General features: G+C 36.6%; 26 protein-coding genes and 1 riboswitch. Of the genes, 1 reads left to right on the top strand and 25 read right to left on the bottom strand.

Annotated features, from left to right (window positions below; translation table 11 throughout):
* Positions 1–167: 167 nt before the first annotated feature.
* From cobO to pdxR, 25 genes are all read right to left on the bottom strand, one after another.
* A complete protein-coding gene (cobO, locus tag CLLU_RS09615; RefSeq protein WP_106009529.1) occupies positions 168–683 on the bottom strand; it encodes a cob(I)yrinic acid a,c-diamide adenosyltransferase in 516 nt (171 codons plus the stop codon).
* A 41-nt stretch (positions 684–724) separates the two neighbouring features.
* A complete protein-coding gene (locus tag CLLU_RS09610; protein ID WP_106009528.1) occupies positions 725–1567 on the bottom strand; it encodes a GHMP family kinase ATP-binding protein in 843 nt (280 codons plus the stop codon).
* A 36-nt stretch (positions 1568–1603) separates the two neighbouring features.
* Positions 1604–2374: a cobalt-precorrin-6A reductase gene (locus CLLU_RS09605; protein WP_106009527.1), complete on the bottom strand. Its 771-nt coding sequence runs from the start codon at positions 2372–2374 to the stop codon at positions 1604–1606.
* A 13-nt stretch (positions 2375–2387) separates the two neighbouring features.
* Entirely contained in the window at positions 2388–3212 is an 825-nt protein-coding gene (locus tag CLLU_RS09600; protein ID WP_106009538.1) for a sirohydrochlorin cobaltochelatase, read from the bottom strand.
* Positions 3213–3255: 43 nt separating this feature from the next.
* Positions 3256–3987 carry a precorrin-3B C(17)-methyltransferase gene (gene cobJ, locus CLLU_RS09595; RefSeq protein WP_106009526.1) on the bottom strand — a complete coding sequence of 244 codons (732 nt, stop codon included), beginning with the start codon at positions 3985–3987 and terminating at the stop codon, positions 3256–3258.
* 15 nt (positions 3988–4002) lie between these two features.
* Positions 4003–4989 (bottom strand): cobalt-precorrin 5A hydrolase, encoded by a 987-nt coding sequence (gene cbiG / locus CLLU_RS09590; RefSeq protein ID WP_106009525.1) that lies wholly within the window; start codon positions 4987–4989, stop codon positions 4003–4005.
* Positions 4970–5746 (bottom strand): precorrin-4 C(11)-methyltransferase, encoded by a 777-nt coding sequence (gene cobM / locus CLLU_RS09585; protein WP_106009524.1) that lies wholly within the window; start codon positions 5744–5746, stop codon positions 4970–4972. The genes cbiG and cobM overlap by 20 nt, the downstream gene beginning before the upstream one ends.
* Before the next feature lie 13 nt (positions 5747–5759).
* The gene (locus CLLU_RS09580; RefSeq protein ID WP_106009537.1) at positions 5760–6425 is read right to left on the bottom strand and encodes a cobalt-factor II C(20)-methyltransferase; all 666 of its coding nucleotides are present in this window, start codon (positions 6423–6425) and stop codon (positions 5760–5762) included.
* A gap of 129 nt (positions 6426–6554) precedes the next feature.
* On the bottom strand, positions 6555–7118 hold the full coding sequence (cbiT, locus tag CLLU_RS09575; protein ID WP_106009523.1) for a precorrin-6Y C5,15-methyltransferase (decarboxylating) subunit CbiT: 564 nt from the start codon (positions 7116–7118) through the stop codon (positions 6555–6557).
* Positions 7115–7738: a precorrin-6y C5,15-methyltransferase (decarboxylating) subunit CbiE gene (cbiE, locus tag CLLU_RS09570; protein WP_106009536.1), complete on the bottom strand. Its 624-nt coding sequence runs from the start codon at positions 7736–7738 to the stop codon at positions 7115–7117. The genes cbiT and cbiE overlap by 4 nt, the downstream gene beginning before the upstream one ends.
* 10 nt (positions 7739–7748) lie before the next feature.
* A complete protein-coding gene (cbiD, locus tag CLLU_RS09565; RefSeq protein WP_106009522.1) occupies positions 7749–8840 on the bottom strand; it encodes a cobalt-precorrin-5B (C(1))-methyltransferase CbiD in 1092 nt (363 codons plus the stop codon).
* A 19-nt stretch (positions 8841–8859) separates the two neighbouring features.
* A complete protein-coding gene (locus tag CLLU_RS09560) occupies positions 8860–9483 on the bottom strand; it encodes a precorrin-8X methylmutase (RefSeq protein ID WP_207655980.1) in 624 nt (207 codons plus the stop codon).
* Between the two features lie 33 nt (positions 9484–9516).
* Positions 9517–10590, bottom strand: coding sequence for a nicotinate-nucleotide--dimethylbenzimidazole phosphoribosyltransferase (gene cobT, locus CLLU_RS09555; protein ID WP_106009520.1), 1074 nt, complete (start codon positions 10588–10590; stop codon positions 9517–9519).
* A 14-nt stretch (positions 10591–10604) separates the two neighbouring features.
* The gene (locus tag CLLU_RS09550) at positions 10605–11948 is read right to left on the bottom strand and encodes a cobyrinic acid a,c-diamide synthase CobB (protein WP_106009519.1); all 1344 of its coding nucleotides are present in this window, start codon (positions 11946–11948) and stop codon (positions 10605–10607) included.
* Between the two features lie 28 nt (positions 11949–11976).
* Complete coding sequence (hemB, locus tag CLLU_RS09545) at positions 11977–12954, bottom strand: porphobilinogen synthase (RefSeq protein WP_106009518.1); 978 nt, start codon at positions 12952–12954, stop codon at positions 11977–11979.
* Between the two features lie 8 nt (positions 12955–12962).
* Positions 12963–14423: a uroporphyrinogen-III C-methyltransferase gene (gene cobA, locus CLLU_RS09540; RefSeq protein ID WP_106009517.1), complete on the bottom strand. Its 1461-nt coding sequence runs from the start codon at positions 14421–14423 to the stop codon at positions 12963–12965.
* A gap of 12 nt (positions 14424–14435) precedes the next feature.
* Positions 14436–15308 (bottom strand): hydroxymethylbilane synthase, encoded by an 873-nt coding sequence (hemC, locus tag CLLU_RS09535; RefSeq protein WP_106009516.1) that lies wholly within the window; start codon positions 15306–15308, stop codon positions 14436–14438.
* A gap of 22 nt (positions 15309–15330) precedes the next feature.
* Positions 15331–15975 (bottom strand): NAD(P)-dependent oxidoreductase, encoded by a 645-nt coding sequence (locus tag CLLU_RS09530; RefSeq protein WP_106009515.1) that lies wholly within the window; start codon positions 15973–15975, stop codon positions 15331–15333.
* A gap of 12 nt (positions 15976–15987) precedes the next feature.
* On the bottom strand, positions 15988–17085 hold the full coding sequence (locus CLLU_RS09525; RefSeq protein WP_106009514.1) for a pyridoxal phosphate-dependent aminotransferase: 1098 nt from the start codon (positions 17083–17085) through the stop codon (positions 15988–15990).
* 37 nt (positions 17086–17122) lie between these two features.
* Complete coding sequence (gene cbiB, locus CLLU_RS09520; protein WP_170065752.1) at positions 17123–18070, bottom strand: adenosylcobinamide-phosphate synthase CbiB; 948 nt, start codon at positions 18068–18070, stop codon at positions 17123–17125.
* 79 nt (positions 18071–18149) lie between these two features.
* A complete protein-coding gene (locus tag CLLU_RS09515) occupies positions 18150–19667 on the bottom strand; it encodes a cobyric acid synthase (RefSeq protein WP_106009512.1) in 1518 nt (505 codons plus the stop codon).
* Positions 19668–19834: 167 nt separating this feature from the next.
* A riboswitch (cobalamin riboswitch) is annotated at positions 19835–20006 on the bottom strand.
* 80 nt (positions 20007–20086) lie between these two features.
* Positions 20087–20812 (bottom strand): energy-coupling factor ABC transporter ATP-binding protein, encoded by a 726-nt coding sequence (locus CLLU_RS09510; RefSeq protein ID WP_106009511.1) that lies wholly within the window; start codon positions 20810–20812, stop codon positions 20087–20089.
* Positions 20809–21615 (bottom strand): energy-coupling factor transporter transmembrane component T family protein, encoded by an 807-nt coding sequence (locus tag CLLU_RS09505; protein WP_106009510.1) that lies wholly within the window; start codon positions 21613–21615, stop codon positions 20809–20811. Before CLLU_RS09505 ends, CLLU_RS09510 begins: the two co-directional genes overlap by 4 nt.
* Positions 21616–21717: 102 nt before the next feature.
* Entirely contained in the window at positions 21718–22272 is a 555-nt protein-coding gene (locus tag CLLU_RS09500) for an NUDIX domain-containing protein (protein ID WP_106009509.1), read from the bottom strand.
* Positions 22272–23720 carry a MocR-like pyridoxine biosynthesis transcription factor PdxR gene (gene pdxR / locus CLLU_RS09495; RefSeq protein ID WP_106009508.1) on the bottom strand — a complete coding sequence of 483 codons (1449 nt, stop codon included), beginning with the start codon at positions 23718–23720 and terminating at the stop codon, positions 22272–22274. The genes CLLU_RS09500 and pdxR overlap by 1 nt, the downstream gene beginning before the upstream one ends.
* Before the next feature lie 195 nt (positions 23721–23915).
* Here pdxR and CLLU_RS09490 point away from each other — a divergent pair, with 195 nt between their 5' ends.
* Entirely contained in the window at positions 23916–24818 is a 903-nt protein-coding gene (locus CLLU_RS09490; protein WP_106009507.1) for a D-alanine--D-alanine ligase, read from the top strand.
* Positions 24819–24898: the final 80 nt, after the last annotated feature.

Raw genomic sequence — 24898 nt, 5'->3', positions numbered from 1 at the left:
TCACCTGCACAGCAGGTGGTTTTCTTTTGGACAATTAAAAGCCTGACAAATTTTATAAAATTCATCAGGCTCAGTTTATTATATATCCAGACGTGCGAGTAATGCTTTCCTCCCACTTTTTTGAGATGTTGGAAGTATTTTATTAGTAGTGGTAGTGATGGAATAAACTAATTTTCTATTCCCTTTCTGGCTTTTACACCCTCGACATAATAATGTTTTATTTCTTTCATCTCTGTAACTAGATTTGCTCTTTCCACTATTTTAGGATCCGCATATCTTCCAGTCAATATAACTTCCGTTTTTTCAGGCTTCATATCCAAAAGCTCCAATACTTCCTCCGGAGTAAAGAGCTTGTAAAACACGGCTATATTTATCTCATCCAGTACAACTACATCATAGTCTCCGGAACTAAGCACTTTTTTAACCTTCTCCAGTCCCTCCTTGGCTACTTTTATATCCTTTTCACTGGGCTTGTCAAATATAAAAACATCTCTTCCAAATTGCTCCAGTGTAAAGTTGGGAAGATACTCTCCTGCCTTTAGTTCACTGTAATCCATTCCCTTTACAAATTGTCCAAAAAACACCTTTTTGCCGGCACATACTGCCCTGAGAGATAATCCCAGTGCTGCTGTAGTTTTTCCCTTGCCATTTCCAGTATAAACTTGAATATATCCTTTATCCATTATAAATACCAACTCCCCTTTATAATAATTTGATATTGCATTTAAGTCGAAATTTTCTTCAATGTCTTTACTTTGTACAACTTAATATTCTTTAAATTCAGTTTTTGTGATATTCTCTCTGCAAAGTCAATTTCTTCTCTGCCTTTGTATATTATCCCCAGAGCATTTCCACTGTGCGCTCCCATTATGCCAAGTCCTGAAGTCCTTTTTTTTATATCAATTATCCTGTCCAAAAACTCATAATAAAGCCTTCCCTGATTCTTTATTATGCTTTCAGTAGATACATATGCTAATTTTTCTAGATTTTTTTCTTCCACCGCTTCTTTAAGTACAGGTATAAGTGCTGTCACATCACTTAATTCCGGCAAATCCCTATGATTAAATTCCACAGTATCAACTGCTCCATATCCTTCAAAAGCAAGTACATCATAGGAAAGGTAATCTCCCAAAGTACAACTGTATTTTCCATTTTTATAATCAAATAGAGTCATCTTTTTAAATATTATACTGTCAGTAGGCTCTATATTGACACAATTTCTTACAAGTTCTAATTCATTGAATTTTCTGTTGAACATATCTATAAGACAGTAATATACCCCACACAAATCTGCCGTGCTGCTGGCAAGTCCTTTACCCTGTGGAATTTGGGAATTTATTTCTATATCTATATTTTTATAATATTTTTCATATCCCCAAGACTTTAGAATATTAAATAGAAAATTCGAGGATTTTTTCAAATTCGCTCTTCTTACAGGATTATGGCATTCTGTGAGTTTGACTTCAGTATAAACATCTACAGGACAAGATAATAAAATATCTCTATTTTCCATTTTTCCCTGAACTATTTCTCCAAAACTTCCAGGATAAGCTGCTGTAACCTCCATAAAATACATCCTTTACAAATAACTTTTATCTAAGAATCACTTTACATCCTTTATATATTCCACCAGACCTTCCACACTGTGGAAAACCCTGTGATAATTTGCTCTTTTTCTCTCTATTATAAAAGCATATATTCCACAATCCAAACAAGATCTTATTTTTTCAAGAGTGCCGCCTTCTACACCGCTATCTTTGAGCAGCATAGCCTGGGCTTTGTATTCCCTTATAAAAGCACAATTCAGCTGATAGCTGACAGGCCCTTTTAGCGCAATTATATTGTCCAAAGCTATGTTTCGATTATGAAGTTCATTTAAAACCTTCAGGCTGGGCAGTACTCTATAGACTATTCTATTTTCCAGCTTCAAAGCCAATATATCACCCAGACTTTTACTGCCCGTAGTATTGAGTATGGTACCTTTTATATTTCTATCTTCAAGCTCTGATTTAAATGCACTATAATCCCGTATTTTTATAACCTTAGGTTCATCCTTGAATTTTTCTATACAGGAAGGCCTTTCATATCTTATATACTCTATATTCAATTTATTACAGGCTTCCATTGCATTTTTACTGACTTCTACCGCATAGGGGTGAGATGCATCCACCAGTGCCGTTACATTCCTTTTTTTGAGCTCATCTACAAGCTTGTCAAAATCAAGAGGTTTGTCATTCATATATCTGTATCTATAATTTTCAAGAAGTGAAGCTCCATATTCTGTTGCAGTAGATACAAATATATCCTCCGTAAATTCATTGAGCATGGAAAGTATTTTTTTCCCTTCACTAGTTCCAAGAATCAATCCTATCATATCAAAAATCTCCTTACAAGTCACCTAAAACCTTAATTTTTGTATTCATAAGAGGGTTGCCATTTATACAGTCCTCTACATGCTGTACATATATTCTTTGAAAAGCTCTATTTTCTCCCAGGCCGTGAATATATGTGCTGACTTCAAATCCTTTACTTTTAAGTATTTCCTTCCAGGAATTGCTGTCATCCCCTGCCATGTCATTTAATGCATGATCTCCTGCCACCACCATAAACGGCATGAGAATGACCTTTTCTATTTTATTATCCCTCAGCTTGGGTATTATATTTTCAATTACAGGATAACCTTCCACCGTACCTATAAATATATTCTTCATACCCATGTCCTCCAATACATACTGAAACATGGCATAAATAGCATTGCCCGGATGAGATGAGCCATGACCCATGAGTACTACAGCCTCATTCTGCTTCAGCAGAGGAAGTTGATTTTCCAGAGCTTTGGCTGCTGTTACATAATCATCCTTTCTATAGAGCACAGGTCTTCCCACCACCAATTTGTCAAAAAAAGATCCGTACTTTTTTACATCAAGCACTATTTTGTCGTACTCATCTCCCGGCATTATGTGAAGGGGCTGCACATATACCTCTGAAAATCCTTCATTTTTCATATTAAGCAGTGCCTCTGCCACCGTATCTATTTCAATTCCCATTTCTCTCTTTAATTTTCTGATTATTATTCCTGAGGTAAAAGCTCTTCTGACCTCATATCCTTTAAACTTATTTCTGATCTCCTGTTCTGTATTCTCAATACAGCTTTTTAATGTCTCCAATATGCTGGTTCCAAAACTGACCACCAGAATACCCTTTTTCAAGATACTCAATTTATACACCCCCCCTTGTTCAATTTACAATTCATAATTAATTATTTGAGCTGGTGAATTTATATCCTCTGGGAGTTATGAATTCACCTTCCTTCAAGTAGCTGTTGCTGTTGCCCACTATCACTATGGACATCATATCCACCTTGTCATCCTCAAAAGAATCCATGGTAAAAATTTCATACTTCTGTCCTTCCCGGAGTGCGTTTTTAACTACAGCTACCGGAGTGGAGTCCGCTCTGTATTTTCGTATAATATCCATGCATTCTTTCAGATAATGAGGTCTTCCATGACTTTTAGGATTATAAAAAGATATTACGAAGTCTCCGGAAGCTGCAAGTTCCACTCTCTTTTTTATCAGCTCATAGGGTGTCATGAGATCACTTAGGCTTATATTGCAGTTATCATGCATAAGCGGTGCCCCAACCACGGATCCAGCTGCAGAAGAGGCTGTGATTCCCGGAATTATTTCCACATCTTCATCTTTTCTCATTTCGAGAATAAGTCCTGCCATACCGTATATTCCCGAATCCCCTGTACTCACTATGGAAACCACGTTGTCCCGTGAAAGTTCAAGTGCCTGTCTGCACCTTTCCACCTCACCTCTCATGCCTGTGGAAAACACTTTTTTATTTTCAATTAGACTGCTTATTATATCCAAATACTTGGTATATCCTATGACTATATCACTTTTTTTTATTGTCTCTACAGCCCTTACCGTCATATTTTCAACACTTCCCGGACCAATTCCAACTACATAAAGCTTACCCAAATTAAACACATCCTTTTATATTCTACATAATTTGCCAATACACAGTGTCATGCCATCTGCTTTTATTTTATCTGTGAGCAAAGCTGCTCCCGCAAGTTCTACACAGGGTTCACAAACTGCTCTTACTCCCACGGACTTTTCCACAAAATCACTGCCCTCATAATTATGCTGTACATTTCTTATTTCTTCCACAGAAAATATTTTTATGTCGCACTTAAAATATTCCGCCAGTTCAATCACAGCTCTTTCTTCAGATTTAATTTCCACAGTAGCTATATATTTCACGGCTCTTTCATCTATATTGTAATCACTCAGTAATTTTTTAACTCTGTCTATCATATCCAGGGGACTAAAATTTTTCCTGCATCCAACCCCAAGCACAATATTCCTTCTTATGAGCTTTAAAATTTTTGTATTATCCAAGCTAAGTCTGTTTTTATTTGTCACATACACAGCTCCGCTGACCTTATTAAGACTGCTGCTGTAACCCGCCGGAACTTTTATAAGATTGTCTTCATCCATAAATCCAACTTTTTCGCCTGCCACCAAAAGTGATGCCATGTATTTTGCATCCTGCAAACTGTCTATAACGAGTTCATTATCTCTGGCCAGAACATCCGGTGCCTTTATACCCATGTTGTCCGTAGCAGTGGTTATTACGGGAACTGCTTTTAAAATATCCGCCAGCTCCACAGCCAGCTCGTTTGCTCCCCCAAGATGACCGCTTAAAAGACTTATGACAAATTTACAGGAACTATCTACTACAATAACTGCTGGATCTCTGTCCTTGGATTTTATAAAGGGGGCTATAGCTCTCACCGCTATACCTGTAGAGCTTACAAACAAAACATCTCTATATTTGTTCATTACAATTTCAGCTGTATTTTTCAGATTAAATTTTTCATCTTTTTTTTTGGAATAGAGATCTATACTAAAATAGTCTTTAAGCTTTTCCGCTATTTTATCCCCGGCATTTGTTACACTAATTACCGCTATCCTCATTTTTTCCCTTTCTGTACATGTGGGTGAAATTTTCATCATACAGCAGGCTTCTGTCGTATTCACAGTTAATAAAATCTCCCACCAATATTTGAGCTGTCTTTGTTATATTCTCACTTTTCACTTTTTCTGCAATATCATCCAATGTTCCCACCACACATTTCTCATCCTGCCAGGTGGCTTTTTGAATAACTGCTACAGGTACATTTCTTCCATATCCTGCTCTTAATCTTTCAACAACCTTGTCTATCATATTGACGGATAAAAACAGAGCCATAGAGCATCCTACAGAGGCAAGCTTCTCCAAGCTTTCATTCTCAGGTACAGGAGTTCTGCCCTCCATTCTCGTAAGTATAACTGTCTGACTTACATTGGGAAGAGTAAATTCACTTTTTATTGCAGCTGCAGCAGCTGTAAAAGAGCTCACTCCAGGCACTACCTCATAGGGTATGTGAAGCTTATCCAGTTCATCCATCTGTTCCTTTATAGCTCCATATATTGTTGGATCCCCCGTATGAAGTCTGACTACATTTTTGCCTTCATTATAATATTTATCAATAACTTCAATAACTTCTTTCAATGTCATAGAAGCTGAATTATACGTCTTTACCCCATTCTTACAGTAATTCATGTGCTCTTTGCTCACAAGAGAACCTGCATATATTACCACATCTGCACCTGACAGTATATTTCTTCCCTTTACAGTTATCAAATCCACATCTCCAGGACCTGCTCCTATAAAGTAAACTTTATTAACCATATCTATCCCTCCACTATTTTCTCTGTGCTATTATAAGTGACATATAATCCCTGTTTTTCAGTATGTCCTCTCTCTTTCTGAAAATCTGCTGTCCTTCTCTATATGCCCTTTTCACAAATACGTATTTGAAACCTTTTTTCTCCAATCTATCTAGAACCTTTTCTTCGTTCCTGTACAATTTCATTATAACTACAAATTTTTCATCTTTTATTTCATCCACCTGACTGGCAGGCAGAATAAGTACCCTTTCATCTCCTATGACAATATTTTCACCTGCCAAACTGGCAGCTGCACAAAAAGATGTTATTCCAGGTATGGTTCTTGTATTATATCCTCTATCTTTCATATGGGTCAGAAGGTATATGTAGGTACTGTACACAAAAGGATCTCCTATGGTCAGGAATGCCACATTTTTACCTTCTTTTAATTTTTCTTCTATAACTTCAAAGGCCTCGAACACTTTCCTGTCCTGATCTTTTCCTCCCATGGGAAAATGTTTTATTATGACTTCTTTGTGCTCATCCACAAAATTTCTGGCCGTATCAAAGGCTATGCTGTCTTTTCCCTCTCTGGCACAGGGTGCCACTACCACATCACATTTTTTTATGGTATTTACAGCTTTCAATGTAAGTAATTCCTCATCTCCAGGCCCAACTCCTATTCCATACAAAGTGCCCATAGATGTATCTGTATTTTCCATTTGATTCCATACTCCTTTTATGTATAATTTATTTAATTGGCAATTGACAATTCACAGTTCACAATTAATGTTGATTTTCGGCTTTGCCGAAAATCTATCAAATCAAAGTCATGGCTTAACAGCCTTGACTATAAATATACTGTTGCTGGAGGTCATCATATAGCTGTTTCCACGGGTTTTGTTTATTGAAACCTGAATGCACTCCACCTTATAATTCATATCCTTCAAGGTACTCATGGCCTTGTAGAGATTATTTAAAGTTATAAAATTAAGCACCATATTTCCCCTGCTCTCCAGTTTTGAACCGTATAGCTTTATTATACCATCTATATTTCCGCCGCTTCCACCTATAAATATGGCATCAAATGGTCCCTGTGCATCCTTTTCCACCTTAAGGGCTTCTCCCTCTATCACCTTCAAATTCTCCACATTAAATTTTTTTCTGTTCTGTTCAATAAGACAAAGAGCTTCCTCATCTTTTTCAATAGCTGTTATACCGCCTTTACTGCATATTTTCGCCAGCTGTATGCTCACAGACCCCGTGCCGGCTCCTATGTCCAGCACTCTGGAATCCTCACTGACCCCCAGCTTTGAAATACTGAGTATTCTGACTTCCTCTTTTGTCATTGGACAATTTCCTCTTATAAATTCATCATCCTCTATATACATCATAAAATTTCTCCCCTGTTCTCTATTACAACTACTGAAAGTCCGCTGAATTTCCTGTCTTGCATTTCATCTATATTTCCCCAGGTTATCCTTTCATCCTCGTAGGAGAGATTTTCTCCTACATACATTTTTACATCAACAGATGAATCTGCAAGCACCCTGCACATATAATCCGGAGAATGCACATTATCCGTAAACCATATGGACACCCCATTTTCTTTTACTATACTGCTAAAATCATCTTCTCTTCCATGAAGACTTCCCAGAAAAGCTCCCTGCCAGCTCAATTTTATCTTTGCCATCATATATTGAAAAGAACTGATTCCTGGAATAATATCTATATTTCCCCGGTAATTTTTCTTAAGGTACTCGGTTATACCATAGTAGAGTGGATCTCCAGAGGCCGCTATTGATATGTTCCTATATTCACCCTGTTCTATAATATCCAATATCTGTCCTAGCTTTTTTACCTTTATTTTATTCTTTTTTATAAAATTCAAGCTGTCAACTGCTCTTTCAAAACCAATTACCACATCAGACTGTTCCATTGCAGATACAGCCCTTGGAAGTATATACTCCTGACTTCCGGGACCTATACCCACTATGAAGACTTTAGTATCCATGGTATTTTCTTCACCTGCCAATCTGCTTGAGGCTGTTATACAGTACTCCACTTCCCATAGAGTACATGATAACCTCTACCTCAATTGAATTATAAGTGTATTGTTCTACTCTATTTTTCACCTTTAGGCCTATATTTTTGTACAGCTCCCCATATCCTTCTCCCAGAAACTTAACTGCTCCTTCCGTGGTCTTCTGCTCATACACCTGCTTTACAATATTCACAGGTTTTCCCATAAGAGCCAGTTCAAGAGCCAGTGTCTCAAGTCTTACGTCCGCTACTCTGCTGTGTGTGTTAAAACATCCTGAGGCAACCTTGCTGAGCTTTCCTATATGACCTACCAGAAGCACTTTTTTTACTTTTTTTTCCATGCAGCAGTTCAGTGCAAAACCAACATAATTAGACATTATAACCATTTTATTTCTATCCAGTTTTAAATCCAATGCCATTTTTTCACCCATACTGCCAAAAAGAAGAATTAAATCCTGAAATCCCCGAGACACTTTTTGGTTTATCTCCAGCTCTACGGACTGCATCAAGGCCTCTTCGGACATGGGTACCACAATTCCAGTAGTTCCCAATATGGAAATTCCTCCAACTATATTCAGCCTGGGGTTAAAAGTCTTTTTTGCTATTTTTTCTCCTTGGGGAACAAAGACAGTTATCTCTATACCAGCTCCTTTAGGTAGTACTTCCATTACTTCTTTTTCAATCATTTTTCTTGGAACCGGGTTTATGGCATGCTCTCCTTTTTTTACGTAAAGCCCTTCACCCTTGACTATTCCAATTCCTTTGCCGCCTTTTAAAATATATCCCTGTGGAAGTTTTCTGGCTCTTGCCCATATCTCTATGCCGTCTGTTATATCCACATCGTCCCCTCCGTCTTTTAACACACAGCACTCTACACAATCCTCCTTCTGCACCATCTTATGCAGAGGTATCAAAAGTTCAATTCCCCGGGGAGTATCTATTTTGACTTCTTTAAGATCCTTGTGGAAATATAAAACAACTGCTGCCGCCTTAGCTGCCGCTGCCGCACAGGAACCTGTGGTGTATCCACATCTCAATTTTTTACCATTGCAGTTTACATACATATTCAGCACAATATATCACCTCAAAATATCATCTTGTTATCATGTACATAAGTGAATTCACTATTGCAGCCGCTATATTGCTTCCGCCTTTTCTTCCCCTTATGGTTATCATGGGCACATCCAATTTTTCTATCTCTTTTTTGGATTCCTCAGCTCCCACAAAACCTACCGGAGCTCCCACTATAAATTTTGGTGCTGCCTTTCCTGATAGTACAAGTTCCTTCAATTTAAAAAGAGCTGTAGGAGCATTGCCAAATACAAAGAACTCCACTCCTTCTTCTACCGCTTTTTCCACTGCAGCCATAGAGCGGGTTATACCCTTGACCCTGGCTGTATCTGCTATATCCTCTCTATTTACAAAACACTCGACTTTACAATTAAGTTTGCCTAACACTTTTTTATTTATTCCTGCAGCCGCCATATTGGTATCCGTATATATGGTGGTGCCTTCTCTTAGAAGCTTCAATGCACTGTCTATGGCCCCCGGCCTTATATATACAATTTCTTTATACTGCGGATCCCCTGTAGTATGTATTACTCTTTTTACTACCAGGAGCTCTTCGTCTGAAAAATTGTGACTTCCCATTTCCTCTTCTATTATTTCAAAACTTCTCTTCTCTATATCCATAGGTGATTTTACATAATCCATAATACCTTCTCCATTTCTGCATAGAAAATTAATTTTTTATTTTTCCCTGATATCTACAAAATTTGCACTATCTATGTTAGCATCCGAAAAAGTTCCCATATTGTCCATAACATAAAGGGCCGCCTCTATTATTCCAAAAGCTATAGGACATCCGGATCCCTCTCCCAGCCTCATGTTCAAATTCACCATAGGTGTAAGTCCCAGTTCTGCCATTATGTACTTTATGGCTGGTTCTGCCGAAAGATGGGAAGCAAACAGATAATCCACTACCTTGTTGTTCAGCCTGAAAGCACAAAGAGCAGCCACTGCAGATATAAATCCGTCAATTACAATGGGGACATTGTTTCTGGCAGCTCCCAGAAAACATCCGCATATTCCAGCTATATCAAAACCTCCCACTTTTGATAGGACATCAATAGGGTCTTCTGAATTAGGCTTATTTATGTCAATGGCCTGCTGTACAGCCTTTTTCTTGTAATAGAGCTGACTGTCTGTAATGCCAGATCCCTTGCCCACCGTCACATCTGCAGGTAATTTTCTAAGTCCGCTTAAGACTGCAGCACTGGTAGCAGTATTGCACACTCCCATTTCCCCTGTGCCAAAAAGGTCATATCCCTTTTTTACAAGATCATCCACTACCTCAATTCCTGTTTCAACTGCTTTTACGCATTCTTCTCTGGTCATGGCAGGTCCCTTGGTAATGTCTTTGGTACCATAGGCCACTTTCCTGTTTAAAATTTCAGGATCATTGAAATCATAATCCACTCCTATGTCCACTACAGTTCTGTCTGATTTGAAAAAATCACCTAATACACAGACTCCTGTAATACCTTTTACAAAATTCTTAGTAACCGTCACCGTAAGCTCTTTAGGACAATTATTTAATTTTTCATCCCACATTCCATTGTCGGCACACATTATGACAATGTTTTTCTTATTTATTTTATTATGGGTTTTTCCTGTTATTCCAGCCATTTTGGCGATTATCTCTTCAAGTTTTCCCAGACTTCCTATAGGTTTCGTAAGATTATCTATAGCAGACCATGCCTTTTTTACAGCCTCTTCATCCTTTCCTCTTATACTGTCTAAAGTTTCCTCAAGCAGACCCATTCTCAACAACTCCTTCATTCCCCTTTATTTTTAATATTTTTTAGAATTTGTTTGATAATATTCAAATTTCCAAAAAAATGAATATGTGCATAGGCTCCCAATGTATTTTTATTTACATAACCACAATTCCATTTTTTTATTTTTCCATTATAGGTATCTTTGTTCAATGTATAGATCTTCTTTTCATCTGATTCAATATAGGATTTATGAAATTCATGACAGTTTATCTTAAATCCCAGAGGCAGAATGTTGTTTTTTTCAGTCACTTCTATTTGAGCATATCCGAAATTCTGAAGTTTAGAGGTCATATAGGCATTTCCACTAAAAAATCCTACTGTATTTAACACACATTTTTCTTCCGCATCTTCAATACCTCCCATGAGGTACATGAGGCCTCCACATTCAGCATAACATGCAAGACCGGATTTCAACTTTTTATTTATACTCTCCAGCATGGATCTATTTCTGCTGAGCTCCTTTACAAAAACTTCCGGATACCCGCCTCCTATATACAAAAAATCTATATTTTCAGGAAGACTTTTATCTTTAAGGGGACTAAAAAATACAATTTCTCCAGCCTCCTCAAGAAGTTCTATATTCTCCTTGTAATAAAAACTAAAAGCCTTATCATAAGGCACTGCAGTCCTTATATTTCTATTTTTCAGATGGTATTCATCTCTGAAATCAGGCCCTTCCTTGAAATATTTCAGCAGGATTTCCAGGTTTACATTTTTTAAAATAAGCTCACTGCACAGTTCAATTTTTTCATTTAGATCCTCCACTTCACTGCTCTGAACTAATCCAAGATGCCTGCTTTTAAGAGAAAGTCTCTCATCAGCAGGTATATATCCAAAAACTTTTAAATTGCAGTTCTTCTCTACTGCAGCTTTCAAAAGTTTGTAATAACTTTCACCTATATTGTTAAAAATAATCCCGCATATATTTATGCTTTCAAAATTCACTATCCCATTTATTTCAGCACAAAGGGTTGTGCTTTGAGACTTGGGGCTTATAACCAGCACCACCGGTAAATCCAGCACTCTGGCTACATTAGCTGTAGAATATTCACTGTCTATCCCCTTCCCGTCATAGAGTCCCATAACTCCTTCAACTATCCCAAGGTCACCCCTGCCTCTGCTGAAAGAAGCCTTTACGCCATTTTCTCCCATAAGATAGAGATCAAGATTTCTAGAAGCTGTGCCGGTTATACTTTTATGAAATGCAGGATCTATATAATCAGGCCCTACTTTATATCCCTGAACCTTATACCCTCTTTTTATAAGAGCTTTCATAATTCCAAGAGTTACTGTGGTTTTTCCGCCGCCACTGCTGTCTGAAGATATAACGATGCTTTTCATAATAATCCTACCTTTCCTCGAAATCAATCTAATAATTGTTTTCTTCTTTTATCCACCTGCATATATCCAGTGCATAGTAGGTGATTATCATTCCTGCTCCAGCCCTTTTTATGCAGGTGAGCATTTCTTCTGCCACAGCTTTTTCGTCTATGAGCCCGGCTTGGGCTGCAGCTTTAACCATGGCAAATTCTCCGCTCACATTATAAGCCGCCACCGGTACATCAAATTTATCTTTTGCCCACCTTATTACATCAAGATACGGCATGGCAGGCTTTACCATTATTATGTCTGCTCCTTCTTTTATATCGTCTTCTATTTCAAGCATGGCTTCTCTTATGTTGGCTGGATCCATCTGATAGCCCTTCCTGTTTCCAAACTTAGGTGCCGAATCTGCCGCATCCCTGAAAGGTCCGTAAAATGCTGAGCAATATTTAGCACTGTATGCCATTATAGATACATCTTTAAATCCATTTTCATCCAATGCATCTCTGATGGCCTTCACTCTGCCATCCATCATATCTGAAGGTGCTACCATATCTGCACCAGCTTCAGCATGAGATACAGCTATTTTTGCAATATACTTGATGGTCTCATCATTATCCACTTCATGGCCGTGAAGTATACCGCAGTGTCCGTGACTGGTATATTCACACATGCACACATCTGTTATTATATAGAGCTCAGGATAGAGTTCCCGCAATTTTCTAACTGCTCTTTGTATTATACCGTCTTTTTCAAAAGCTGAAGTTCCAACCTCGTCCTTGTACCCGGGAATTCCAAATAAGATAACACTTTTCACTCCTGATTTCTTAATTTCCTGTACAATTTCCTCCAGTCTGTCAATGGAATAATGATAATTATTTTCCAGAGAAGGTATTTCCTTCTTTATGTTTTTTCCTTCCACCACAAACAGAGGATATATAAAGTCCTGCCTGTTAAGTACTGTTTCTTTAACCATATCCCTTATAACTTGATTTTTTCTCAATCTCCTGTGTCTTCTGAACATTTTCATTACTACCTTTCATTTAATATAGTTTTTATAATTCCATCTGTAGTATATTCACCGGACATATCATAAATTATGTGGTGCTTTTCCAGCTCTTTTCCCGTTATAGGTCCTATAGCCACTACCTCTTTTTTACTTATGGCTGCAATTCCCACCAGATTTATCATATTCTTAACTGTGGTCGGACTTGTAAAAATCACTGTATCCACATCCTGGAAACAATCTTTATCCGTAAGTTTCCCGCTCACTGTTTCATAGGTATAACACTCATCTACTATACATCCTTCTCTGCGCAGAGTTTCAGCCAGGTAAGGCCTTGCATTTTTGGATCGTGGAATAAAGATCCTGTCCCCCCTCTTTATAAAATCTTTCATCTTATCATGAAGACTTTCAGCTACAAATTTCTCTGCCACCATCTCCGGTATAATTCCCCTCTGACTTATGGCTTTTTTCGTAGCAGGACCTATGGCAGCAAATTTTGCCCGTATCCTTCTCACATCATAATTTTCACACAGCAGTCTATCAAAGAAACTATTCACCCCATTTACACTGGTAAACACTATGTAATCATAATCAGAAAGTTTATCCATATATTTTTTGATGTTTTCTGAGGTATACTTTATCTCAATAGAGTGTATTTCAGTAACCTGAGCTCCCAAATCCAGAAGCTTCCTTCGCATTTCTCCTGACTGTGCTTTTGATCTGGTAATACATATATTTCTGCCAAAAAGAGGCTTTTTTTCATACCAGTTCAACTGATCACTGAACTCAACCACTTTCCCTATCACTATGATACAGGGAGAAAACATCGATGCCGAATTTGCTTTTTCACTTATATCCTGAAGCTTGCCCACAATTTTTCTCTGCTTTGAGGTGGTCCCTCTCATAACTACTGCACAGGGTGTGTTTTTGTCCATTCCATTTTTTATCAGATTGCCGCATATTACATCAAGGTTTTTAAATCCCATCAGGAAAATCAGAGTACCCCCTATTTTAGCTGCCGCATTCCAATCTATATTCAATTTATCTGCAGTTTTTCCTGTAAATACGTGAAAGCTTCTGGATATTTTTCTATGAGTTACAGGTATACCTGCATAATTCAGTACGGAAATAGGAGATGTAATCCCTGGAATAACTTCAAATTCAATGTTTTCCTTTAGAAGTGCAAGAGCTTCTTCTCCTCCTCTTCCAAATATATAGGGATCTCCTCCCTTGATCCTCCCCACGGTATGTCCTTCTTTTGCCAGTTTAATCAGCATGTCATTTATCTCATCCTGACTCTTGTAATGACATCCCGGTTCCTTTCCACAATAATATACTTTGCAATTATCATTTAGATATTTCAAAACTTCAGATCCCGCCAGCCTGTCGTACATCACCGCAGTACATTCTCCAAGCTTTCTCACTGCCTTTAAAGTTATAAGTTCTTCCTCACCAGGACCTGCACCTATAAGATAAACTTTACCCATTTGAAACCTCCCCTAAGAATTTACTATATCTTCAGCAAGTTTTTGACCTAGAATCATATAGTTCTCCCTGCTGCCTGTTATATCTTTTTTTATCAATCTGCCATCTACCATAAATACTCCAATTATATTTATAAGATTTCCTTCTATCCGGGCATAAGCTCCTATAGTAGAATGACAGTCTCCATTTAAAGTCCTCATGAAGCTTCTCTCCGCTTCTACACACACCCTTGTATCTTCATCATTTAATTGTGTAAAAAAATTTTTGTACTGGCTCTGCTTCTTTATTTCCACTCCCAAAGCTCCCTGTCCAATTGCAGGTATCATTTTTTCTATGGGAAAATACTCTGTAACCAATTCTTCAAGTTTTAACCTCTTAATTCCTGCAGCTGCCAGTACTATTCCCTGTAAATCCTGTTCTTTAATTTTCTTTATCCTGGTCTGTATATTGCCCCTTATGGCAACTATATCCAAATCCGGTCTCAATAATTTCACCTGGGCAGCTCTCCTATTACTGCTAGTCCCAACCCTGGCTCCAACCGGCAAGTCTTCAAAATGTATATTGTTCAAAGAAACAAAAGCATCTCTCACATCTTCTCTCTCTAAAACAGCAGCTATTTCAAAATCTTCTGGAACATCAAAGGGTACATCCTTCATACTGTGTACTGCGGCATCTGCTTCATTCTGCAGGAGCGCCAGCTCAATTTCCTTTAAAAACAGACCTTTTCCGCCTATTTTGTTTAAAGCTATATCAAGCCTTTTGTCACCAGTAGTTTCAATAAGTACTTTCTGACATTTCATATTAAAATTTTTTTCCAGTATACCCATTACTATTTCAGTCTGAAGCTGGGCCAGGCTGCTTTTTCGGGTCGCAATTTTAAACTCCAAATATTATCACCGTCCTGCAAAATCAATTATTATTTACTCTAAAAAACATCTCTATTATTATTGAAGATTTTCCCTTTCTATAAAAAAAGTAAAAATCCTCACTGCATATGAATTTCATGATCTTTCTTCTATCTTCCACATTTTCTATATGATTTCTTATTTTAGAGGTAAACTTCACAAAATCATCGTAATCCCCCAAATATTTTTTTACTTTATCTGCAATAAACACCGAAGTTATAGGAGACACACCCACTCCCCTGGTATTAACCCCCAGAGAAATATTTTCAGTATTCCTCTGACAGGGAATAATACAATTTCCTCTCTCCGGTTCCGAGGCATCCAGATAAATTTTACACAGCTGTCTGCAGTGCTTTCCTATAGCTTCGTTTAGTTCTCTATCATGGGTGGCAACGACTACAATATGTTTATCCTCTATGTACTTTTTTTGGTACACCCCCGGAATCACATTCACATTCAGATTACCCTTTATATCATCAAATTCCGGAATGAATTCTGGAGAAAGCACAAATACCTGACATCCCTTCAATGCAAAGGTTCTGGATTTTATATAAGCTGCCTTTCCTCCACCTATCACCATAACCTTTATTTTGGGTGACAGCAGATCAAGGAACATATTTGAATTATTTTTCAAAGGATTTTTATTCATTGCTATCTTCTCCTACAGCTGCATTTTTCCCAATATATGCATCAGCCTTTGATTTTTATCTCTGTCCTTTATTGCCAATCTTATAAACCTATGATCCAATCCCCTAAAATTACTGCATTTTCTTATAAGTACACCTTTCTTTAAACACATTTCATAAAATTCATCACAGTCCATGCCTTGTATTTTACAAAGCACAAAATTACTGGACGTAGGGTATACTTTTTCTATTACAGGAATCTCCTTCAAATTCTCCAGCATGAATTTTCTCTCACTTTCAATCCACTGAAGTGAACTGTCCATGTAAGCCCTGTCCTTCAACACGTACCTGGCTGCTGTTTCCGCAAAACAATTTACATTCCATGGATTTTGTCTGGATCTTATAATATCCATCAGTTTCTCGTCTTTGCAGAGACCATACCCCATTCTTATTCCAGGAAGTGCAAAAAATTTTGTAAGAGCTCTGACTATAAAAATACATTTATGATATTTCATCTCATCTAAAAAACTGCATCCACTTTTACCTGTAAACTCCACAAATGCCTCATCTATAATTATAGTCCTCTGGTTTTTATCACACCAATTTATTATGTCATGAAACCTTTCCCTATCTATGGTTTTTCCGTTTGGATTGTTGGGATTTCCCAAAATCAACGCATCTGCACTTTGAAGTTTTAATTTTATATCGTCATAGTCATAATCCATATCTTCAGTTAAACTGGAATAATTTATATTGCATTTCCATTTCACAGCATCTTTCTTGTATTCTATAAAAGAAGGCACCACAATGCATATGTTTTTAAAACAGCTTATAACCAAATCTATTATCTCTGCAGCACCATTTCCCAGTACGATATCTCTATCTTCCAGATTTACTACTTTACTGTTCCGACAGTTTCCAAAATAATTTTCTGCAAAATACAAATACTGCCTCAAATTCCCCTTTAATTCCCTATACTTGGCATCCGGGTATTTTTCCACATTTTCCAGTGCCTCACCTATATTTCTTTTAAAACTGTCCGGTACTCCTAAAGGATTTATATTTGAACTGAAATCCAAAAGTTTTCTTCCCTTTAGAAGTCCTTCAGTATATATATCTCCACCATGTTCCATATAAACACATCCTAATTTATATTTTTACATTTTACATTCAACCCCAATTCAATAAAATAAAAACTGCCCAGCATAAAACCACCATTAGTATTTCCGTAAAATACATTAGATCTATACAATACTTTATATGTTCAAAATTCAATTTCACAAGTTTATCACCTATAGTAGGCTTATATACCACTTCACCAAAATAAACATTGGTGCCGCCCAGCTGAACTCCCATGGCACCTGCCGCTGCAGCCTCAGGATAGGCACAATTGGGGCTTTTATGATTTTTTCTGTCCCTCATCATAATCTTAAGAGTCCTTATTGGATTCCCTTTTACTGCAAAAGATGCCATACACATTAAAAAGCCAGTAATTCTGGAAGGTATAAAGTTAAATATATCATCTACCTTCGCAGGGAAAAATCCTATATATCTGTACTTTTCATTCATATAACCCAGCATTGAATCCATGGTATTTACACCTTTATAGAGCATGGCAAAAGGTGCTCCCAATACAGCCGCATATACAAGAGGAGCTATGACTCCATCAGAAGTGTTTTCTGCCACCGTCTCCACATCTGCCCTGACTATTTCTTCACTGCTTAGATTAGAAGTATCCCTTCCCACTATATAGGAAAGCTTTAATCTTGCATCTTCAATATCTTCCTCTTTTAAAGCAAAATATACCTTTTTAGCTTCCACCGCAAGACATCTGGCAGAAATGGCTGTCCACATAATAAATATATTAACTATGTGATATAAAACCATATGATTCCTAAGGAGCATGAGTACAGCAAAGGGAAGTAAAAAACTTATGGCTCCAACTACCAGGACTATCAACCCGCCAAAAGCCCTTAAAGTATTTTTCCCTTTACAGATTTTTCTACCTTTTTCGTCCAAATAGGCTATCAATTTTCCTATATATACAACAGGATGGGGAAACCAGTGCGGATCTCCAATTATCCAATCTATTATAACTGCCGCAAAAAGATCTATTATATTTATATTAACAAGGGAAATAGACAAATTAATCCTCCCATTCCAATATTATTGTAAACAGTGCACAAGCTTCTGTACATTATCTTCTTAGTCCCATGATGGTATATATCTTATCTATATCAAGACTTTTCCTCACTATGCCGGCAAGTTTTTCTATTTCACCTTCTCTAAGATCTTCATATACCCTGGATTTCTTATAACTCAGTCCTTTATTTTGTCTTATCCTGTTTAGAATATACTCTCTGAAATCCATGGCATCAAAAACGCCATGGATATAAGTGCCAAATACATTTTTTCTTTCATTTACAGCTCCATCGTCTATATCTACTTTTTTGCCATTTTTTTCTATGAATTTAAACAGAGGTTTTGCCTTTGCACCATATTTGCATATTCCCATATGAATTTCATACCCGTAAACATCCAATTTTCTTTTTTCCAGAGAACCATCCTCTTTTATAATGGGAAAATCGGCATTACTCAGCGCTTTTATCCTGGTTGTCACTTTTTCCTTTTCAAATACAGTCTCTATGTCTAAAAGACCCATACCTTCCACTTCTCCCATATCGGTCTCGGTTTTATAAGGATCGCTTATGATATTTCCAAGTATCTGGTAACCACCGCAGACACCTATTACAATTCCACTTTCACTGTACTTTTTAATACAGGCTTCAAGTCCGCATTGTCTGATTTTAATTAAGTCCTCTATAGTATTCTTGCTGCCGGGAATTATAAGCAGATCCGGATTCCCAAATTCTTCTGTGGAAGTTATAAACCTCACAGAAACATCATCTTCACTTTTTAGGGCATCCAAATCAGTGAAATTTGATATATGCGGCAGTTTTATCACAGCTATATCTATAGGTGCTGTAACCTTCTTGTTGAATTCCACTGCTCCATCCTCATCTTCCAGTGCCAGATTGAAATGGGGTATAACCCCTATACAGGGAACGTTGACAACATCCTGAAGCATTTTAAGCCCCGGCTTTAATATGTCTATATCTCCTCTGAACTTGTTTATTATTGTACCCTTGACTCTTTTTTTCTCTTCCTCTGTAAAAAACAACATGGTACCTGCCAGAGATGCAAATACCCCTCCCTTATCTATATCACCTGCTAAAAGCACCGGAGCATCAGCTATTTCTGCCATTCCCATATTCACAATGTCCCTATCCCGCAAATTTATCTCTGCAGGACTTCCTGCCCCTTCCATGACTATTATTTCAAAGCTTTTCTCCATTTTTTTAAAATGATCCTGAAGCATGTCCCTAAACTCCAGCTTCATGTTGTGATATTCCATAGCCGTACTGTTTCCATACACCTTGCCATTCACTATTATCTGACATTTTTTGTCTGAAGTGGGTTTAAGCAATATGGGATTCATATAAGCCTCCGGCTGCAGACCAGAAGCATAGGCTTGTAACACCTGAGCACGTCCCATCTCTTTTCCATCCAGAGTTATGTATGAATTCAATGACATATTTTGAGATTTAAACGGGCACACTGAATACCCATCTTGTTTAAATATCCTACAGAGAGCAGAAACAATTATGCTTTTTCCCACGGTAGAACCTGTTCCTTGAATCATAATCTTTGCCATAATAATCAGTCCTCCTTATAACTTTTCCTATTAAAAGAAAATCTATCCCCAATTAAAATATATTTTTAAAACAAAAAGCAATGAGTTTCTAGAGCTCATTGCCTTTAACATAAAAACCCAGCTTTTGCTGAGAAGTTAATCATACTAAAAGTTTCTTTCCCTCCGAAAGCCAAAATAATTACTAGGCAGGTATTCTGACTCATGACTCACATTTACCTTGATTTTATTTAAAATTCAAAAATCAAAATTTGTCATCACATACAGTAGCGGGGGCTGTTACGGAATTTAACCGCATTCCCTTTTAACCTTGCATAAGGTACCTAAAATCTATTTTATTATATTTTAAGTTTATTATAATTCGACTTTTATGTCAATTAAAAGATATAACATTTCTTATAAGCAAAACTCCAATCCAAGAATCACTTGATATTATATTTTGTCAGAAAATTATTATCCTCAATTATCCTCTCATAAGAATCATCTTTTATAAGAAGATGATCTTCTGAAAATACCAGCACACGTTTAAAAAGTCCTTTCACATATTCAAAATCATGTGTGGAACATATTATAGTCTTTCCGGCTTTATTCAAGTCTATAAACAAATTATTTAAAAATTTTTTCCCTTTAGGATCTATACCGCTCATAGGTTCGTCTAAAATCAACACCTCTGGATTTAAAGCAAGTACAGCAGCTATGGCAACTCTCTTCTTTTCTCCTCCGCTTATATTATACGGTTCCTTGTTCTGAAGATCCTTTACATTTAAAAGATTCAAGCAATCTTCCACTCTTTTTTTTACTTCAGCCTCATCCATTCCCATCTGCCTTGGCCCAAAGGCCACCTCTTCATATACGCTGGAGCAGAAGAGCTGCGCATCAGAATTTTGAAATACAAATCCCATTTTTTTATGAAATTTTTTGGAGAAGCTGCTCTGTTCCAATTTATGCTGGGATATCTTTACATTATCAAAATAATAGCTTCCGCTTGTAGGAAATATTATTCCATTCAGCAATTTTAAAAAAGTTGATTTTCCACTGCCGTTGGCACCTATAAGTGCTACTGAATCTCCCGGCTCTATTTTGACATTTATATTCTTCAGCACTTCTTCATCTTTATACTTAAAAAAAACTTCCTTAAATTCTATCATCTCAACCTCATTCCAGTTATATAAAAATACATACCTATAATAAAAATATTCGCCATTAAATATAGAAAATCCACCAGCTTGAATTTAAATTTTGCATGAGATATGTATTCTCCGGTAAATCCTCTGCACTCCATGGCACAATACATTTCATCCCCCATTTCCTTGGACTTTAAAAACAGGCTTCCCATAAGTTTTGAAACAGAAGAATACTTGTTGTGATTTTTTCCTACAGACCTTAGCTTAAGGGAATAAAACATATCCAGTGCAAACTCTCCCAAAATATAAATATATCTCAAAGTTATATCAAATACCAAAATAAATATATCCGGTATAAAAAACTTTTTTAATGCCTTTATTATATCATGCCATCCTGTAGTACAGGATAAAGTATTTATGGCAATTATAGTTCCCACTACTTTCAATACAAGCAATATGCTGTTTGTCACATTTCCCATCATTATGGAAGGTATGAGCATTATCACCGTAAACAGAGGTACCGCTGTACTCAAAATCAATATCCTCTTTATCTCCCTTATGTTCAGAAGACTCAAAACCAGCAAAAAATATACATCTACCAGCAGCACATAATGAAAACTTTTTGATAAAGATAAAAATACTATATTCAAAATAGTAAAAAATAATTTTCCCACGGGATTTAAATTGTATAGAATATTATTCTCACGATTATTATCTCTCTTAATAAGTGATAGAAGATGCAATATAGAAAAAATACTTTTATCTATAAATTTATCTTTATCTTCCGTAGGAATATACTCATCTTTTTTTAAAAGCCAATCCTCCATAAATTACACCCTCAATTTCAAATTACAATACATTCATGTTAAAAATATATCATAATTATAAGTATATTTCAAACAAACTCTCCACTTGAACCTGTTGTATTGCTATATGCCCTCCATTCCAAAAAAAGCATACCAGGGCCCCATGGCTATGGCAGTTCCACTTGCCTGCTCCTTTAAAAAGAAGTTCTTCATTTCATCTTTTTTCAAAGTGATTACCTGTATGTCCTCTGCCGCTTCCAGCTGCTGCTTGGGATTTTTATTTTCAGGCAGATTTTCATCTATCTCCACTTTGGCCACCCTAACCTTGTCCGTCAGCAGTGCCGCATTTGAATACAGAGAAAGTCCCACGGACTTTACTTTTCCTGTATATCCCGTTTCTTCCTTTAATTCTCTCAGTGCATTTTCAGGCAGGCTCCCGCTTTCCACCAGCCCTGCAGGAAATCCAATCACATAACCATCTATGGCGGGTCTGTACTGCTTTATGAGCACATATCTGTTAGATGGAACCATTCTGCCCATTATTACAACTGTATTTACAGTATTGGTTCTCTCTATGCTCTCCCACTTTAACTGCTCCTGATTCTTACCCCTGTAAGTTATCTCTTCTAATTTAATCCAATCTCCCTTGTACAGTGTCTTCTGCGATATTTTCTTCACTATATTGTCCCTCCTAATTTTTCAATTTCCTCACCAATTATCTTAAATCCTCTTTCTATATTATCCTCACTTACTCTTGAAAAACCAAGTCTTAAAGTATCCCTGCCCCTGTCATCTACATAAAATATGTCTCCAGGAGTAAATATTACTTTCCTCTCACAGCATTTCTCTAAGAGCTGTCTGGAGTCTATATTTTTTAGTTTTATAAAAATATGCATTCCTCCCTCCCCCAGTATCTCTCTGCTGGGTATATATTTTTGGGCACATTCCAGTGCAAACTCATACTTTTCCCTGTATATTTTCCTGGCTTTTCTTATGTATTTATGAAAACTTCCACTTTTCAGATAATCGTAAAATACTGCTTGATCCAGTGAAGATGTGTGGATGTTCCTGGCTCTTTTGATACTTTCCAGATATCCTGTAAGTACTTTATCCGATAATATCCACCCTATCCTTATACCCGGAAACAGAACTTTTGAAAAACTTCCTATGTATATGACACTGTTGCCTTTACCGCTGAGAGCAGCTATAGGAAGCACATGAGTACCTGAATACCTGAGTTCTTCATTAAAACCATCTTCGATTATTGGAACATTATAATTTTTAAGCACATTATACAGTTTTGCCCTGTTTTCCGGAGACATCACAATACCTGTAGGATTATGATAAGAAGGTATGAAATAGGAAATTTTATATTTGTCTCTCTTTAATTTTTTCTCAAGCTCCTGCAAGTCCACCCCTTTTTTCCCTATTTGAACTCCTTTTATATTCAGCCCGTGTAATTTCATGATTTTAATAGCCGTATTATGGGTCGGATTTTCACATAATATATTGTCCCCCTTATTCGTAAGGCAGGTCAGCACCAGATCAAATCCCTCTGTAAATCCATTTGTTATAAGTATATCTTTTCCCTCTATATCAACACCCTTGTTCTCCATATATTTAAGCAGATATTCTATAAGGTATTTATAACCCTTTGCATATCCATAATTCAATACTTTTTCCCCTTCCAAAGACATGCGGTTTAGAAAGGATTTCTTAAATTCCTCTATGTTGAAAAGTTTTTCATCAGGAGCTATGCTTTTAAAAGATATCATACCCTTCTGCCACTTTGTTTCATGCTTGATTATATCTAATTTTTCTGACAATTTTCCATAGCTGTTTATTTCATCTTCCCAGTCTATGTTCCACTTTTCCTCCACACTTACTTTTATATCTGAAACAAAGGTGCCCTTTCCCTTTTTTATATAGACAAATCCCTCATCCTGTAAAAATTCATAGGCATACATCACTGTATTTCTGCTTACGTTTAACATCGAGGCCATTTCTCTGGAAGAAGGCAGTTTTTCATCTGCTCTTAATAGTCCTTTCAATATCATACTCTTAATATAATCCTTTAATTGTATATATACAAATTTATTATCTGTTATTTTCATATTAGAGAACATACTAGATTTCACCTCACTTATATTTTACACAATTGAGCATATAAATAAAGGATTATATTCTATATGAAACCACAGCTTAAATAAAATAGTCCAGATGTGGTTCTTTATTTTACATGACAGATGTATAGAATAAATATTGAGAACAGAGTGTGAAAATTTAGAAACATATAAATAATAAATTATGGAGGAATAAATATGAAAATAGGTGTTATAATGGGTGGGATATCCTCAGAAAGAGAAGTTTCATTAAACTCAGGTAAAGAAATAATGAATTATCTGGATAAAAACAAGTACCAGGTAAAACCTATTGTTATAGATAAAAAAAGTGATGTTTTCACAAAAGTAAAAGATATAGATTTCGCATTTATCGCACTTCATGGAAAATTCGGGGAAGATGGAACAATTCAATCTGTATTTGAAACCATGGATATACCTTACTCCGGCTGTGGTCCTCTAACCAGCAGCATCTGCATGGATAAAGATATAAGTAAAAAAATATTTGAATCCACAGGAATTAATACTGCAAAATGGATGTGCATCAATTCAACAGAGGAAATAGATTATAAATACTTAGATGATATGGGTTATCCCGTAGTGGTGAAGCCAAATTGCGGAGGTTCAAGTGTAGCTACCAATATAGTAAAAGATAAAAAATATGTAGAAGATGCTGTAAAACTAGCTCTCAATTATGACAGGGAGATCATAATTGAAAAATATATAAAAGGTGATGAAATAACCTGCTGTATGTTAAATGGCAACCCGCTTCCACTGATCTCCATAAGGCCTAAAGCCAATTTTTTTGACTACACTTCAAAATATGCAGATGGTGGTTCGGAAGAGATAATAGTGGAGCTTAACAAATCTCTACAGAGCGAGATAGAAAAAATATGCCTTAAATGCTGGAAAGTTTTAAAATGCAGCAGTTATGCAAGAGTGGATATGATAGTAAAGGACAATATACCCTATGTACTGGAATTGAATACGCTTCCCGGATTGACAAAAAACAGTCTTTTCCCCAAAAGTGCCAATGCAGTAAATATATCCTTTACAGAGCTGTTAGACAAAATAATCGAATATTCCCTGAAAAGTAATAACTAATAAAAATAAAGTACAGATATCAAAAAATCTTCATTATTTGATATCTGTACTTTATTTTCTCTACTGTTACTTGTCTATGA

It is taken from the genome of Clostridium luticellarii, assembly GCF_002995845.1.
GTDB classification, from domain to species: Bacteria; Bacillota; Clostridia; order Clostridiales; family Clostridiaceae; genus Clostridium_B; species Clostridium_B luticellarii.
The sequence above is the reverse complement of the archived record's forward strand: the minus strand, read 5'-3'. Positions and strand labels throughout refer to the sequence as shown.